Raw genomic sequence first — 15,224 nt, forward strand, 5'->3', positions numbered from 1 at the left:
GGGAATTCATATGGGTATTCAGATCGACGTAACGGGGCTGAGTAAGTCCTTTGGGTCGTCGAAGATCTGGGAAGACGTCACGTTGACCATCCCCGCCGGTGAGGTCAGCGTCATGCTGGGCCCGTCCGGTACCGGTAAGTCGGTGTTCCTGAAGTCGCTGATCGGCCTGCTGCGCCCCGAGCGCGGCTCGATCGTCATCGACGGCACCAACATCCTGGAGTGCTCGGCCAAGGAGCTCTACGAGATCCGCACGCTGTTCGGTGTGTTGTTCCAGGACGGCGCGCTGTTCGGCTCGATGAACATCTACGACAACACGGCCTTCCCGCTGCGCGAGCACACCAAGAAGTCCGAGTCCGAGATCCGCAAGATCGTCATGGAGAAGCTGGACGTCGTGGGTATGCCCAACGACGGTCACAAGTTCCCGGGTGAGATCTCCGGTGGTATGCGCAAGCGTGCCGGCTTGGCCCGCGCCCTCGTGCTCGACCCCAAGATCATCCTGGTCGACGAGCCGGACTCCGGTCTGGACCCGGTGCGTACCGCCTACCTGTCGCAGTTGTTGATCGATATCAACGCCCAGATCGACGCGACCATCTTGATCGTGACGCACAACATCAACGTCGTGCGTACGGTGCCGGACAACATCGGCATGCTCTACCGCAAGCACCTGGTGATGTTCGGCCCCCGCGAGGTGCTGCTGACCAGTGAGGAGCCCGCGGTCAAGCAGTTCCTCAACGGTCGTCGTATCGGCCCCATCGGTATGTCCGAGGAGAAGGACGCCGCGACCGCGGCCGCCGAGCAGGCCGCGATCGACGCCGGTCACTCCGACGGTGGTGTCGAAGAGGCCGAGGGCGTGCCGCCGCAGATCGAGGTGACCCCGGGAATGCCGGTCCGCCAGGCGGTGGCCCGTCGTCAGGCTCGGGTGCGCTCGATCCTGCACACCCTGCCGCCCGCCGCACAGGCCGCCATCCTGCAGGACCTCAACAAGAACGGCCACGCCGACGACCCGATGATCGCCGAAGATGTTGCACGACACCGTGCCAAAGGTGATGTCGCAGTCCAGGCAACTCTCGTTGGGGGAGCGAGCTAACACGTGCGCGGGGCGAAACTGCCATTCGGCATCCGAATCTCCTGGAGGACCGCGCGTACCCTCCGCGCTCGCGCCTGCGACCCGATGTCGCTGCTATGAATCGCATTGATCATCGAGACCTCGCTTGGGAGCTGACCGACCGAGCGAGACCGTTCCTACACAGGGAAACACGGGCGTGGGCATACGCCTACATCGGTGCAGGCGAACACGAGCAGGTGATCCTTGACGTTCTCCGCGGATACGTGAAGACGGAAACCGAGTTGCCTTTGGAGCTCCATGCCCGGTTGTTGACTTGGGCTACAGCCTGCCGGGGAAGCGAATCGGAGAACGAACTCCTCAATCTGCTCAGGAGGGTGCGAGTGGCCGCGAGAACAGGACGAGTCGCTACCGGGGCTGATACGGCCAACAGCCCCTCACGCCCGCCTCAAACGAAGGAGAGTATGTGGCACAAAATGCTGACATCGGCGCGCAGCTGAACGCAGACGATGGTGGTAGTCCTGAGCGACGACTTGTCCGGCAGTCCGTGGTCGCGTTGCTTCGTGCGGCGTTCGTCGTTGCAGTCCTGGTGATGTACCTGCGAACGGCTGCCACTGGCAAAGCTGATGGAGGTGACGACTGTGTGATCGGGCCGGCGAATATGTGCGATGTGCACTCTGTTCCGTTGGATGCCTGGAAAAAGCTCAATGACAACGGGTTCGGCGTTCCTGACGTTCGCGTAGCTAGTACCCGACAGCGGAGCTCTAGGTGAGACCCGCTGCGATGGTGAAGCAACGCAGAGGCTGACGCGCGATGCTCGCTCAAGTGCACCCGCGCGTGGTGGCAATGTGAAGCATCGCTGCGGCCTCGGAATATGCGTCGATGTCGAATGTCGTTGGCTATCAATAGCCGGTGTGACCAGCAGGGGGTGTCGATCCGATGAAACATCAACGTGGAGATGGAGCAATGGTGGGGGAAGTCGTGCGTCTTCGGAGCGGACCTACTTCCGTTCGGACTGATGCGAACAACGATGCGTCTGGAATAGTCGATGGGCCGGGGCATCGTTGCACAATGACGGATCTGTTAGGGAGATGTTCCGAACTCATCGGATCGGCGATAGTGGACCGCGTTTCTGACTTGGGCGGGACTGAGCGAGATGTTCAGCGTATTGCGGAATCCGCTGCTATTGCGGTGTTTACTTGGGCGGCGAGCGAAGGCATCGGAGGAGCGTTGCCCTGACGCAAGCGCCTCCGGCGCGTAAGGTGCCGCCCGGAGAGTCTCGTCGACCGAACTACTGTCTGATAGTGCTGATCACGGCAAAGCGTTCGGCGCCGTTGGATAGATCGGACCCGATGATGGATGCATGCCATCCTGCGTTGACGATGTTGTGGAGCTTTGCGCCTCGGGGATCAGATTGGCGGCAGTTACCTGTTGCCATTGATTGCATCCGAACCCGGCGGCGTCGAGCGGTGAGCCGCTAGAGCTGCTCGTGTCCGAGCGCCGACTTCGTCGGGATTGAGCGGGGCGGGGTTGGCGATCAGACGCTGAATCGCTCCCAACAGCGAATGATCCGACCATGGGGCTGGCCGCTCTATGCGGTACACCCGCTCAGGATGACTCCACAAGGCCAACTCGTGGCCGTCGAATCCGATGATCTGACCGGTTACCTGCCTCGCTCGCGAGTCGGCCAGTGCTACAGCAATTCTCGCTACGTCGGCGGGTTCGCCAAAAACATCGTGCAGTGGACTGGCCGCGCCCCCCGATAGGGCGAGCACCGGGGTGGTCATGTCAGTCAGCGCGACCGGGTACAGGGCATTAACGCGGATATCGTAGCGACGAAGTTCCACCGACAGGGCCCGGGTCAGTGCATTGACACCGCCTTTGGCTGCTGCGTAGTTGCTCTGTCCCACCAAGCCGAATAGTGCACTGCCGGATGTCACATTGACGATGGCTCCACCGGCGGACTTCATTGCGCGGGCTGCGGCTCGGCACATCAGCCAGCTACCGCGCAGATGCACCGAAACGACCTCGTCGAATTCCTCCACCGTCATGTTCACCAGGCTCTTGTCACGGGTGACTCCGGCGTTGTTGACCACGAATGTGACCGGGCCGAACTGCGTTTGGCAATGATCCACCAACGCCTGCGCCGTGCCTTCGTCGGCTATCGACCCGACGACGTAACTGATTGCGCCTCTGGTATGTCCGAGCGAGGTGATCGCTGAACTGCAAGCCTGTGCAGAGCGCCCATTGATCACCACGTTGGCGCCCGAGTTGGCAAGTGCGCTAGCGATCGCCAGGCCAAGGCCACGGGTCGACCCGGTAACGATGGCGTTGATGCCACTCAGATCGATCACGATGGATCCGGTGCGTAGAGGGTGTGCCAGACGATCGATGCCAATGACGCAACATGTCGGCGCCTTTGAGCGGCACTGGCTGGCCGGACCTGCTGGTACAGGCCGCGTTCAACCATCCATACCAGCCAAGCCGCAGTGCTTTCGGGGTCGATTGTGGCGCGGGCCCCGCCAACTTTTTGCGCTCGTCGAATGTGTTTGGCAAGTTCGACGTGGCCGGTAGTCAGCAATCTGTGCCACTCTTCGCGAACACCTGAATCGTAAACGGAGGCTTCGGCTAGCGCGGCGAGCAGCTTCGCGCGCCGATGGTAGGTCGCAACCAGGTCAGTGAAGATGTCAACCAATTGTGCCTCGGTGGCGCCGGTATCCAGATCCATCCACTTGCGTGCCGAGGTCACTACTTCGCCCACCACGCCTTCGCCGACGGCCCGCAGTAGATGGCCCATATCGTCGAAGTAGTTGTAGAACGTCGACCGCGAAATCCCAGCCCGTGCAATCACTTGCTCAACCGAGATGTCAGAAAACCGATCGGACTCCGAAAGCAGATCTTCGGCAGCGTTGACTATGCGGGTCACCGATGCCGCGCGCTGCAACTGCCGTTTGGACAACGCGCTCGAGTCGTCGGTAGTCATGAGGTCACTGTAGTTTTGTTGCGGTGGCGACGATCGCAGGTGCGGAATGGCGCTAGCGGATGTCGGCATGAAACCGCACCAGAGCATTGAACTGCCACAACGCCCAATCCATGGTGGCCACATCCAGGTGCTGGTGGCCCACCACGATCGACAACCCCATCGAGGCTAGTCGCGTTGCTATCTCGGTGTCGCTGACCAGAGCATGCACAGTGTCGAAGATGAATTCGCGGCGGGCGGTGTCGACCTGGTCGCGTACGTGTGCAGCCCGCGGTTCGCCATTGCTCCACGCGCGTAATGCCACTTCAGCGTCATGCGGCACCGCCCGGGCAAGTTCGCGTAGCTGGTCCAGACGCAGAGCAGGATCTTCGGTGGTTGTTACACGCGTCAGCAGGTGCTCAGTCAACTCCGATTCCCAGTAGGCGAGGAACTGATCGACGAAGTCGTTCCAGTCGCGGAACCAGTTATAGAACGACCCCGTGGACATTCCCAGTGACCTGCACAGGGTGGTGAGCCGCATCGCGCCGTAGCCCTCTTTGGCTAGCAGGTCCAGCGCACCCTGAAAGTAATCATCGCGGTTGACGCTCGCCATGGCTCCATCCTGATAGTGAAGGTTACGTTTTCGTCGAGTCGTCGCGCGCCCCTGAGGTGGCTGCCGGTCGCGCTTAAGTTCATTATTGCATGTCAATGCCATATATTTTGCAGTGGCGAGGTTGTATCCGTGAATCGTCGGCGGCGGCAAACATATTGATGGTTACGAAGCTTGTGTGCGATAGCCACGTGCAATCGCCTTGGCTCGATTTTCGGCATGAGAGGTAGCTCCATCTCTGGTAGGTGACCGAACTGCGTGAAGTTGAAGGCTCGCGGCCGGGATACCCGGCCTCGACGGGGTTGTTATGCGCGAGGCACCCCGAATGCTCTCCCGACTACTAGGCGATAGTGCGTCCGACTCGCCCTTGCACCCTGCCTAACGCATTCGACGAAAAAGTAATGCACGCTATGAAAGAGTGGGCCCCGTCTGGGCTGGCTCGATGCACCCATGCCGCCTGGGACCGGCTGCCGCGCGCCGTCAATCGTTCCTGTGCTGCGTCATTGGCGCAGGTGTCGGTGTCGTGCCCCTGAATCGTGACCGGGTATTGCTCGTGTGGCCCACATCACCTACGCTGTCAAAACATAAGTGAGTTTATGCCAATGGAGGATTGTTCAGGGATGCTGCCCGGAAACTATGCGCCGGATCACGCCGCCGCCATCTCGATTGACACTGGCGAAACGCTGACCTACGGCCAGCTTGAGGATGCGTCGGTGCGTTTGTCGCACGTACTTTTCGACGCGGGACTGCGTCCGGGAGACGTCGTGGCACTCGTGACCGACAACAACCTGCGGGCCTTCGAGGTGTACTGGGCGGCGTTGCGTTCGGGTCTGTATGTGACGGCAGTCAACCATCACCTGTCGGCGGAGGAAGTCGCCTACATCGTCAACGATTCCGGTGCCCGTGCGGTTGTCGCCAGCGCAGCGAAAGCTGAACTCGCCCAGGCTGTCACCCCATTGACCCCAGAGGTGGGTCTGCGTCTGTCTTTCGGCGGGGATATCGCGACGTTCACGTCGTACACCGATGCCCTGGCAGTCGCGTCCTCGGTGCCGTTTGAACGACAGCCGCACGGCATGCCGATGCTGTACTCGTCAGGAACCACCGGCTGCCCCAAAGGCGTGCGCCCGGCACTACCCGACGGAGAGATCACCGTAGTGCGCGATGCGATGACTGCGCTGCTCGGCACCCACTTCGGTTTCGGGCCGGACACGAAATACCTCAGTCCCGCTCCGCTGTATCACGCCGCGCCCTTACGTTGGTGCACAGCAGTACAAAGTTTCGGCGGAACTGTTCTGGTGACAAAGAAGTTTGACGCTGAGACAGCGCTGCGCGTGATTGAGCAGTTCGGCGTCACCCACGCACAGTTCGTTCCCACCATGTTCGTCAGAATGCTGCAGCTGCCTGAAAGCAACCGACGGCGATTTGACACCAGTAGCCTGCGCGTGGCGGTGCACGCCGCGGCGCCCTGTCCCGTCGAGGTCAAACAGCAGATGATCGATTGGTGGGGACCGATCCTGGTCGAGTACTACGCCGGCACCGAAAGCAACGGCATGACCATTATCGATAGCGCCACTTGGCTCACCAAACCGGGAACGGTCGGAAAGGCAGCAATCGGTGTCCTGCACATTTGCGACGACGACGGTCGGGAACTTGGGTCCGGGGAGGTGGGCACGGTCTACGTCGAACGTGACGTTGAAGTGTTCAGGTATCACAACGATCCCGAAAAGACCCGTGCTGCACAGCATCCTGACCATCCGCTTTGGACCACGCTCGGCGATATTGGCTATGTCGATGACGAGGGCTATCTGTTCCTCACCGATCGCAAAGCCTTCATGATCATTTCCGGCGGCGTAAACATCTACCCCCAAGAAACAGAGAACGCACTGACGTTACATCCAGCTGTGTTCGACGTGGCGGTCATCGGTTTGCCGGATGCCGAGATGGGTGAAACGGTCACCGCATTTGTCCAGCCAAACGCCGGCGTACAGCCGACGGACGCGCTGGGCGAAGAGCTCATCAGTTTCGTTAAGAGCAAGATCGCTGCATTCAAGGCCCCTCGTGTCGTCCGTTTCGTTGACTCGCTGCCGCGCACGGAGACCGGCAAGCTGGTCAAACGTGTCCTTAAGGACCAGTACAGCACCACGGCTGGTGTGCCTGCGCCGTAAGGCATCTGGCGGCCTCCGGACAAGCGACAGCGGTTGCCGGCAGGGGATGGCCGCTAATGTGACTCATCGGAGTCCGCGAGCTTGGGCTAGCGATCACCTCGCCCACGCAAAATCAAGACTGACAGCCGCCGGTGGTGATCATCACGGTGGCAATTACGAACGGTGTGCCTGAAGTGAAGTGGAAAATACTCAGCGACAGTATGTTTCGAATCTCGATGATTCCCTCGGTGATGCACTGGTTGACCTCGCTCGTTTGGTCGGAATGTGCGCCGCCAGCGATCGTCGACCAGCTGGCGGCGACCCTGGGAACGACCTCCGCCGGTCGGTCGGCCGCAACAGTACGTGCTGCGCGCGGAGCGGACTGCACCCTCGACGACGGGCTCACCGAGATTTTTGGTGCCCGCTACCGCGATCAGGTCCGCCACCCGGTGTCCATCTCATCGTCGGCGCCGTCGGGGGTAATCCCGACAATTCTAGCCCGACGTCGCTATGTGGCCGCCGACTTGCGTGACATTAGCTACGGGCCGCACGGCCGCGATAACCTCCTTGATATCTGGCGGGACCGGGACACAGGATGTTCGGAGCCGGCGCCGGTGCTCATCCAGATTCACGGCGGCGCATGGACATCGGGGGACAAGCGCAGTCAAGCGCACCCCCTGCTGGAGCGGATGGTTCGCCACGGTTGGATCTGCGTTTCGATGAACTACCGGATGAGTCCGCGGCACCGATGGCCCGCTCACATCGAAGATGTCCACCGCGCTATTGATTGGGTGCGTGACCACATTGCGGAGTACGGGGGCGACCCGACATTCATCGCACTGACTGGCGGCTCGGCCGGCGCTCACCTGGCATCGCTGGCCGCGCTGGCCCCACATGAACCGGAGCACTGGACCGACTCGGCAACGCCCAAACCAGTGCAGGCGGTGGTCCCGTTGTACGGCGTCTACGATGTCTCCGGCGGCGTGCCGATGCACCCAATGATGTTGCCGTACCTGGAGCGTTTCGTTATGGGCACCACGCGCGCAGAAGCTCCTGAACTCTTTGCGTGTGCTTCACCGCTACAATTTGCCCGTGCCGATGCCCCACCGTTTCTGATTGTGCACGGCGGCGGCGACACATTCATACCACCGGCTCAGGCGAGGGGGCTGCGGAATGCGCTGCGCAACGTAGGCGCGCCGACGGTAGCGTACGTCGAGATACCTGATGCGCAGCATGCATTCGATGCCTTCGCCACTATTCGGACCACGCTCACCACCGCCGCGATCGCGGATTTCCTCGGCATTGTCTATGCGCGTCATTGCCGCTCGCGTGAGGGCGCCGCTCCGTTGACCGGATAGCTGTTCGACAGCCGCACTTTCATGGCTGGTGCGGCTCCTTCGTCCGTCGATCGCCGAATCCGCCTATCGGGAAGAAGGGGGCCGACCCTTCCTGTGCCGCTACGCCGTTGGCTATCGGTGAGGGTAAACCGCGCAGAAATGGCACTTTTCGACGCGGTCCACGGGCGTTATGGCTCGGACGGCGCTCAGTGCTCGTCGTTGCTGGGAGGTGCCGATGCGCGTACGCGATCCTCATAGGCACGTCGTGCGGTCGCGTCGAAATCCAGGAACGTCTTGTCATTACCCATAACTTTGTTAATGAACCGGCGCACTCGGGTGCCCAACAGCGCGATGATTGGGCCCAGGAATCGCAGATGCGCCGGCACGGAGCGCTGCGGCAGACGCTTTTCGAGAACTTTGACGACCGCACCGGCAACGGCCGTGGGTGTGACCAGACCCTGAGCTGCGCTGGGCGTTGTGCCGGCGATCAGGTCGGTGCGAGTGAAGGTAGGAAGCACCATTGACACGGAGACGCCACGGGGGGCGTATTCGTCGGCCAGCGCAGTGGAGAACCCTACGACGGCGAACTTACTGCCGGCGTACACGGCTTGACCGGGGACGGCGACGAGGCCGGCCATCGAGGCAATGTTGACGATATGGCCCGCCCGTCGCGCCACCATTTCGGGCAGGATCAGCTGACATCCATGGATGACGCCACCGAAATTGACTTCGATAGCCGAGCGGATGGACTCCTGTGACTGATCGATGAAAGCGCCGATCGGCATCACTCCGGCGTTATTGATGAGGATGTCGATGCGACCCTGCCCGTCAGCGCGTGCCAAATCGAGGAAGGAAGCAAACGAAGTTCGATCGGTGACATCGACGTGATGACCGCTGGCAGGACCACGTGCCTTCAGCCGCACAACGGCTTTCGCCAGTTCCTCGGGGTCGCGGTCTCCGATGATCACGCGCGCGCCACGGTCCAGCAACGCTGCTGCGGTGGCCTCACCGATTCCGCGCGCGGCCCCAGTGATGACAACGGTCTTTCCGGTGATGTTGTTCACGGCCTAGTTCTCCAGTCTCAGAGCCGACGTCGGACAGTTCATGACAGCTTCCTCGACTACGGCCGCGTTAGCGGCTGTGACGGTGCCCACTACGTGAGTTTGAGCGTCGTCTCCGATCTGGAAGATGTCGGCAGCGGTCAACTCGCACAAACCCATTCCTGAGCAGCGTGAGCGATCAACGGATACCTGCATGAAGCGATCCTTTCTTCTAGAAGAGCCGGCGCATGATCGCCAGCGCCCGATCGGTGTAGGGCGGATACACCAGTCGTAGATCAGGCCAAGTCGACTTGACCAGGACCGCGCGCTGATGGCTGAGGGCTTCGAAGCCCCACCGGCCGTGATAAGCGCCCATCCCGCTGGCACCGACGCCGCCGAAGGGCAGCTGTGGGACCATGCAGTGCATGGCCAGATGATTGACCACCGCACCGCCGGAAGGCACCCGGTCGATGACATCGCAGGCCCAAGCCCGTGAGGCGCTGAAAACATACAGTGCCAGCGGTTTTGGCTTGCTGTTGATTAACTCCACTGCTGCGTCGATGGATTCGTAACGGACAACAGGAAGGATTGGACCGAAAATCTCTTCGGCCATCACCCGGTCGTCATTTCCCGGATCGGCAATAACCGTGGGCTCGATCAACAACGCGTCCCGGTCGAATTGGCCGCCGCTGACCACTCTGCCGGTGGTGCCGGCGATGAGCGTTGCCAAGCGATCGAACTGGCGCTCGTTGACGATCCGAAGGCGCGAATCAGCTTCCTTCGATCGGAATTCGGCCACCGAGGCACAGATTTTCGTGACCAGCACGTCGGCCACCGACGCGTCAACAAGCACGTAGTCGGGGGCGATGCACGTCTGGCCCGAATTGACCAGTTTAAGCCAGGCGATTCTGCGCGCGGCCACATCCAGGTCGGCATCTGCGGCTACCACGACCGGGCTCTTGCCGCCCAACTCCAGCAGCACCGGGGTGAGTGTGGGGGCCGCGGCCGCCATGATCTTGCGGCCGATGTCCGTGCCGCCGGTGAAGACGATATGGTTGACGCCTTCACTGATCAGATGCTGGGTGACGAGCGCATCTCCCTCGACCACCCGGACCGCACGAGGATCGAGATAACGCGGTACCAGGCTAGCTAGCAGCGCCGCGGTGGCAGGTACTACTTCCGAAGGTTTGAGTACTACCGCGTTACCTGCCGCGACGGCAGCGACCAGTGGGCCCAACGTCAGATAAACGGGGTAGTTCCACGGACCGATCACTAGCACGACACCGAGCGGATCATGCTGAATCCATGCGCGCCCCGGTAGTTGCGCTAGCGGCAGAGTGGTTCGCCGCTTCCGCATCCAGCTGCGCAAATGCTTGCGGGCGTATATGGCCTCTGCTTTCGTCGCCGCGATGTCTCCCAACCAAGCTTCGGTAGCGTTACGCCCGAGGTCGGTAGCTAGCGCAGCGGCAATCGCTGGTTCTTGCTCGGAGAGCAGAGCGATGATCCCGTCGAGCTGGGCTAGTCGCCACGACAATTCGGTTGTTGCGCCAGACTTGAAGACAGCCCGCAGTTCGGCCACTACCGAATCGCTGGCCGCGGACGCGCCGGCGGATACATGTGTGGAGGATGACGTCGGCATCGGGCTCCTAAAGTGAACGCGCGGCCGCGCTATGGCCGGGACTCGGGCGTGAAACGCACCATCTGGTGCTTGATCCCATTGATGAAATTGCTTGTGAGGTAATCGGGTTCGCCTATTGTCTCGATGTCAGGCAGGCGCCCGAACAGTTCGCTGAAGATCGCTTTGAGCTGAAGCTTCGCCACGTGACTGCCCAAGCAGTAATGCGGGCCGCGCCCTCCAAAACCGATGTGTTGATTGGGTTTACGGCTCAGGTCAAATCGGTAAGGGTCGTCGAACCACTGATCGTCGCGGTTGCCGGAGTTATAGAACATCACCACTTTGTCGCCGGGCTCGATGCTCTCTCCGCCCAGCTCGAATGGCTGGACCGCGGTGCGGCGGAACGTCATCACCGGCGTGGCCCAGCGGATGAATTCCTCGATGGCGTAGTCGATTCGCCCGTCGAAGTCCTCCATCAGGTAGGCGCGCTGGTCAGGATGCTTCGTCAACGCCAGGATCGAATGCGTCGTGGTTTGTTTTGTGGTGTCGTTACCCGCCACACACAACAAAACAAAGAAAGACCGGATTTCCTCGTCTGTTAGACGGTGACCGTCGACCTCTGCCTGTACCAACGCAGAGATGAGGTCTTCGCGTGGTCTTCTGCGGCGGACGTCAATGAGCTCCTGGCACCGAGCGTGGAGCGTGGAGATACCGGTAAACATGGTCGTGAGCGCGTCCGTTGCCTCGCTGCTGTCATCCCAGGCCGCCATTGCTGCGGCGGCGTCGGTAACTTCCTCGCGCTGCTCATCTGGAATGCCGATCATCTCCGATACAGTCCACATGGGCAGCCGCGTCGAGACGGCATGGACAAACTCGACATCCTGGTCTAGCTGAGCAATGTCATCGACGATTTGCCGGGCTTGGCTGTAAATCTGATCGCGGATCGCGGCAATACGGCGTGGAGTGAACACAGAGCTCACGACCCGGCGCACTTTGCCGTGGCGCGGTTCATCCATCGACAGGATTGACGACGCGGCTTCGAGTACCTCGTTGGGCATGTCCTCGAACGTCACCCCGCCGCTAGCGGAGGAGAACACCGCGGCATTGCGGCTCACGGTCACGATGTCTTCGAGCCGGGTCACCGCCCAGTAACCCGGAGGTGATGACTGTCCCATCAGATCCATCATCGGGCTGCGGATGGGACGCTGCCAGCTCACCGGTCGATCACGACGCAGTTCGGCGAAAAGCTGCTCACGCTCCTCGCTCGGCCCCGACCACAACAGAGGAGCCGACAGGTCGATGGCGTCGTGTTCACGCTCGGTGGCGGTCCCGGTCATTCTGTTCTCCCTTCGGGTGTGGCTGGCATCCAGCAGCAGTTGCCGCATGACCTAGGTCACATATTAACATAATGGAATTTATGTTCAAGTGTCGCGATCAGGACTGTGGCCGCGCGGATCGGTTGCGACACTGCTTGTTGTATGCGCGATTTCAATGCGCGATGGTCGAATCCGCTCACCGTACACGCAGCCTGAATCGGAACCTGGCGTAAGCCGGATTATTTTGCGCTAGCGCGCCTGCCGAGCGGGATGGGGAGCCGTGGCGGGAGGCCAGAAGCCGCTGGTTACACAGGTGGACTTCGCCTCAGGTATCCGCGCATGCCGTTCCGATCGTAATTGGGATTATGTTATGGTACCTTTCGCTATGAGCTGGAACACATCATCGATGCACTGTGACCCAGCCTTGACGCCCGCGATAAATAAGGTCGGCCAGGGCTTTTCCCGAGTTAGCGAGCAGATGAGACGCGATGAGGATGAAGCTGGATGCATAGTTATGTTTATGAAAAGCGAGATGCCGGACAGCGCGCTGCGGTCAGTTGGCGACCAAGGCCACGTCGGTGAGGCCTTTGATGGGCACGCTCGCCGCCGTGGGTGGACGATGGCCGATGGCGTGGTGAACGACTCCTGATGCTCCCTGAAATGGCTGCCGCGCTACGTCGCGAACGAGCAACGATGCTGAGGTTCTGCGGATCACTGAGCGCCGCTGAATGGGCAGCGCCAAGCGCCGCACCGGGATGGCGGATTCAAGACGTTGTCGCGCACATCGGCTCTGGGTGCCGGGCGATGTTCTCTCCATCGATGCTAACGCTGCTGCGCAGCAACAATATTGAGCGTACCAACGACTTGTTGGTCGGCCGCCGCTGTGATTGGACTACTCCGCGCGTCCGCGCTGAATACGCACGGTGGAGCGGTGCTGCGCTGGGGGTCGCCGCGGCAATCGAAACTACCCCGCTGGCTGGTATCCCGGTGCCCCTGGCCGAGCTGGGCCGATTCCGGCTGGGCCTGATCCTGTGTGGTGCGATGACTTTTGATCACCATACGCACCTGCGTTTCGACATGGCGCCCGCGCTCAACCGTCCGGCTCCCCCAACGGACGGTCGACGGATGTCGTTGGTGCTGCAATGGATGTTCGCTGTCCTTGGCAACCAGTGGCGCATGGCACCACCCGCCAATTTCACTCGGCCACTGAGAATTTCTCTCCGAGGTCCTGGCGCCAGCGAGTGGATCCTCGATTCACCCGGAGGAGTCCGTTCCGACTCAGGCGGGCCAGCCGACACCACGGTGTTTGCCTGCGCGACAGAGTTTCCCGAGTGGGCGACCCAGCGCGCCAACTGGCGTTCGCGTGATGTGAGCATCGTTGGTGACCAGGCGTACGCCGAACACCTTCTCGACCAGATCAACGTGGTGTGACGTGACCGATTCTGAGTATGACTACATCGTCGTCGGCGCCGGTTCGGCGGGGTGCGCGGTGGCTGAACGTCTGTCCGCCGACCCGACGGAGTCGGTGCTTTTGATCGAAGCCGGGCGAGGTGACCGGCATCTGTCGGTGCGTGCGCCGCTGGGCTATAGCGGACAATTCGGCAAGGCAACGGACTGGGCGTTTGAAACTGAACCCGAACCCCATTGTGCGCAGCGACGGATTCCACAACCACGTGGGAAAGTCCTCGGCGGCACAAGCGCCATGAACGCCATGGTCTGGGTACGGGGTAGCAGCCATGACTACGACAGCTGGAACGTGCCCGGTTGGTCCTGGGCGGATGTGGAACCCGTCTTTCGCAGAATCGAGAACGACGGACATAGCGGCACAGGGCCGATGTATGTCACGCGCGTGGCCCAACCCACCGACGAGGCAACGCGATTCGTGGCTGCCGCCCGCAATGCGGGCGAAGCGGCCAACGATGACATCAGCGGCCCGCAACTCGATGGTGCCGCGCTATCGCCCGTCACCATATGGCGAGGTCAACGCTGGAGCACCGCCCGTGCCTATCTCGATTCAGCCAGCCGGCGGCGCAATTTGACTGTTGCCACCGGATCGACCGTGCACCAGGTCGTAATCGAGCGCGGGAATGCCGTCGGTGTGCGGTTCGGGCACCGCCGCCAACTGCGCCAGGTCCGTGCCCGACGCGAAATCATCCTGTGTGCCGGCGCATTCGGAACGCCGCAGCTGTTGCAGCTGTCAGGTATCGGGCCCGCCGATCATCTGCGCCGCGTTGGGATCCTCCCCATCGTGGACAGCCCGAACGTCGGCGCCAATCTGACCGACCACCCTGCTACGTACATGAACTGGGAACTTATGCCCGGTCGCGTCGGATTATCCGACGCAGGACATCCCAGATGGGCCTTGCGATGGCTATTGCGGCGCAACGGAAAACTTGCCAGCAACTTCATGGAGGCGCTGGCGCACATTCGCACCACGGACACTTTGACCGCGCCGGATTTTCAACTGATCTGCGGACCCGCATACATCTGGGACTTTGCACGCGCGGCGTACCCACGCCCTGCGATGGCCGTCATTCAATCGTATTGGACGCCACAGAGCACCGGCTCGGTGCAGATCCGCTCGGCCGATCCCACCGAGGCTCCCAGGATTCGGCTCAATCAAATGCAGGCCGGTAGCGACGTCAAGGCATTCATCCGCGCGATACGGAGAACCCGAGAAATCGTTGCCGCCGAGCCGTTGGCATCGATTCTAGGCAAGGAAATTCATCCGGGACCGGCCGTCCGGTCAGACGCCGACCTGGAACGCTGGATCCGTGAAACATCCGGCACCACAGGTCATCCCGCCTGCAGCGCCCGGATGGGTACTGATCCGGACAGTGTGCTTGATGAGCGCCTACGGGTGCGCGGAGTGCAGCATTTGCGGGTCGCCGACGCTTCGGCCTTCCCTGCGATCCCGAGAGCCAACACGAATGCACCTGCGATCCTATTCGGCGAACGTTGCGCCCAATTTGTGAGGGAGGACGCGAACGTGACGCCCTAGCAACAGCTTGGCCATAGCGCAGCGCCTCAGCGGCAACTGATGTCGGCACGCATAGCAACCTATGAGTTAGCCGACCGGTGGAGTGCGGTCTTCGAAAAACAAGCAATGAATATGAAATACGCCAGTGGAGGAAGGAAGC

At 61.3% G+C, this 15,224-nt stretch carries 12 protein-coding genes and 1 pseudogene; 6 read left to right on the forward strand and 7 right to left on the reverse strand.

Annotation, left to right across the window (positions count from 1 at the left end):
- Positions 1-10 precede the first annotated feature (10 nt).
- Positions 11-1,087 (forward strand): ABC transporter ATP-binding protein, encoded by a 1,077-nt coding sequence (locus tag QRN63_RS06110; RefSeq protein ID WP_285029961.1) that lies wholly within the window; start codon positions 11-13, stop codon positions 1,085-1,087.
- Between the two features lie 1,400 nt (positions 1,088-2,487).
- On the opposite strand, the gene QRN63_RS06115 is transcribed toward QRN63_RS06110, so the two are convergent.
- Genes QRN63_RS06115 through QRN63_RS06125 form a run of 3 tightly spaced genes read right to left on the reverse strand, consistent with a single transcriptional unit; the run spans position 2,488 to position 4,635 of the window.
- Positions 2,488-3,417 carry an SDR family NAD(P)-dependent oxidoreductase gene (locus QRN63_RS06115; protein ID WP_285029962.1) on the reverse strand — a complete coding sequence of 310 codons (930 nt, stop codon included), beginning with the start codon at positions 3,415-3,417 and terminating at the stop codon, positions 2,488-2,490.
- Complete coding sequence (locus QRN63_RS06120) at positions 3,414-4,046, reverse strand: TetR/AcrR family transcriptional regulator (protein ID WP_285029963.1); 633 nt, start codon at positions 4,044-4,046, stop codon at positions 3,414-3,416. The genes QRN63_RS06115 and QRN63_RS06120 overlap by 4 nt, the downstream gene beginning before the upstream one ends.
- A gap of 52 nt (positions 4,047-4,098) precedes the next feature.
- Entirely contained in the window at positions 4,099-4,635 is a 537-nt protein-coding gene (locus QRN63_RS06125; RefSeq protein WP_285029964.1) for a TetR/AcrR family transcriptional regulator, read from the reverse strand.
- Between the two features lie 617 nt (positions 4,636-5,252).
- Between QRN63_RS06125 and QRN63_RS06130 the strand changes: the two genes are divergently transcribed.
- Together QRN63_RS06130 and QRN63_RS06135 are read left to right on the forward strand one after the other, a co-directional pair.
- Positions 5,253-6,797 carry an acyl-CoA synthetase gene (locus tag QRN63_RS06130; protein ID WP_285029965.1) on the forward strand — a complete coding sequence of 515 codons (1,545 nt, stop codon included), beginning with the start codon at positions 5,253-5,255 and terminating at the stop codon, positions 6,795-6,797.
- 131 nt (positions 6,798-6,928) lie between these two features.
- The gene (locus QRN63_RS06135; protein WP_285029966.1) at positions 6,929-8,134 is read left to right on the forward strand and encodes an alpha/beta hydrolase; all 1,206 of its coding nucleotides are present in this window, start codon (positions 6,929-6,931) and stop codon (positions 8,132-8,134) included.
- Positions 8,135-8,319: 185 nt separating this feature from the next.
- Here the strand turns inward: QRN63_RS06135 and QRN63_RS06140 are convergent, their stop codons facing one another.
- The 4 genes from QRN63_RS06140 to QRN63_RS06155 are packed head-to-tail and all read right to left on the reverse strand — an operon-like array spanning position 8,320 to position 12,105.
- Entirely contained in the window at positions 8,320-9,177 is an 858-nt protein-coding gene (locus QRN63_RS06140) for an SDR family oxidoreductase (protein WP_285029968.1), read from the reverse strand.
- 3 nt (positions 9,178-9,180) lie between these two features.
- Positions 9,181-9,369 (reverse strand): ferredoxin, encoded by a 189-nt coding sequence (locus QRN63_RS06145; protein WP_285029970.1) that lies wholly within the window; start codon positions 9,367-9,369, stop codon positions 9,181-9,183.
- A gap of 16 nt (positions 9,370-9,385) precedes the next feature.
- Positions 9,386-10,825 (reverse strand): aldehyde dehydrogenase family protein, encoded by a 1,440-nt coding sequence (locus QRN63_RS06150; RefSeq protein ID WP_285030024.1) that lies wholly within the window; start codon positions 10,823-10,825, stop codon positions 9,386-9,388.
- Positions 10,822-12,105 (reverse strand): cytochrome P450, encoded by a 1,284-nt coding sequence (locus QRN63_RS06155; protein ID WP_285029972.1) that lies wholly within the window; start codon positions 12,103-12,105, stop codon positions 10,822-10,824. Before QRN63_RS06155 ends, QRN63_RS06150 begins: the two co-directional genes overlap by 4 nt.
- A gap of 639 nt (positions 12,106-12,744) precedes the next feature.
- Between QRN63_RS06155 and QRN63_RS06160 the strand changes: the two are divergent.
- From QRN63_RS06160 to QRN63_RS06170, 3 genes and pseudogenes are all read left to right on the forward strand, one after another.
- Positions 12,745-12,876: pseudogene (locus QRN63_RS06160) on the forward strand (maleylpyruvate isomerase N-terminal domain-containing protein); the annotation flags it as partial.
- Between the two features lie 27 nt (positions 12,877-12,903).
- Complete coding sequence (locus tag QRN63_RS06165) at positions 12,904-13,515, forward strand: hypothetical protein (RefSeq protein WP_285030028.1); 612 nt, start codon at positions 12,904-12,906, stop codon at positions 13,513-13,515.
- A gap of 1 nt (position 13,516) precedes the next feature.
- Entirely contained in the window at positions 13,517-15,085 is a 1,569-nt protein-coding gene (locus QRN63_RS06170; protein WP_285029973.1) for a GMC family oxidoreductase, read from the forward strand.
- Positions 15,086-15,224: the final 139 nt, after the last annotated feature.

Origin of the sequence: Mycolicibacterium sp. lyk4-40-TYG-92, assembly GCF_030209435.1 — a bacterium.
In the GTDB taxonomy this organism is placed as follows: domain Bacteria; phylum Actinomycetota; class Actinomycetes; order Mycobacteriales; family Mycobacteriaceae; genus Mycobacterium.

Bases quoted from the DNA above. Each gene is read 5' to 3' on its own strand.
- QRN63_RS06110 (WP_285029961.1), top strand. From the start codon at position 11: ATGGGTATTCAGATCGACGTAACGGGGCTGAGTAAGTCCTTTGGGTCG.
- QRN63_RS06120 (WP_285029963.1), bottom strand. From the start codon at position 4,046: ATGACTACCGACGACTCGAGCGCGTTGTCCAAACGGCAGTTGCAGCGC.
- QRN63_RS06125 (WP_285029964.1), bottom strand. From the start codon at position 4,635: ATGGCGAGCGTCAACCGCGATGATTACTTTCAGGGTGCGCTGGACCTG.
- QRN63_RS06130 (WP_285029965.1), top strand. From the start codon at position 5,253: ATGCTGCCCGGAAACTATGCGCCGGATCACGCCGCCGCCATCTCGATT.
- QRN63_RS06145 (WP_285029970.1), bottom strand. From the start codon at position 9,369: ATGCAGGTATCCGTTGATCGCTCACGCTGCTCAGGAATGGGTTTGTGC.
- QRN63_RS06155 (WP_285029972.1), bottom strand. From the start codon at position 12,105: ATGACCGGGACCGCCACCGAGCGTGAACACGACGCCATCGACCTGTCG.
- QRN63_RS06165 (WP_285030028.1), top strand. From the start codon at position 12,904: ATGCTAACGCTGCTGCGCAGCAACAATATTGAGCGTACCAACGACTTG.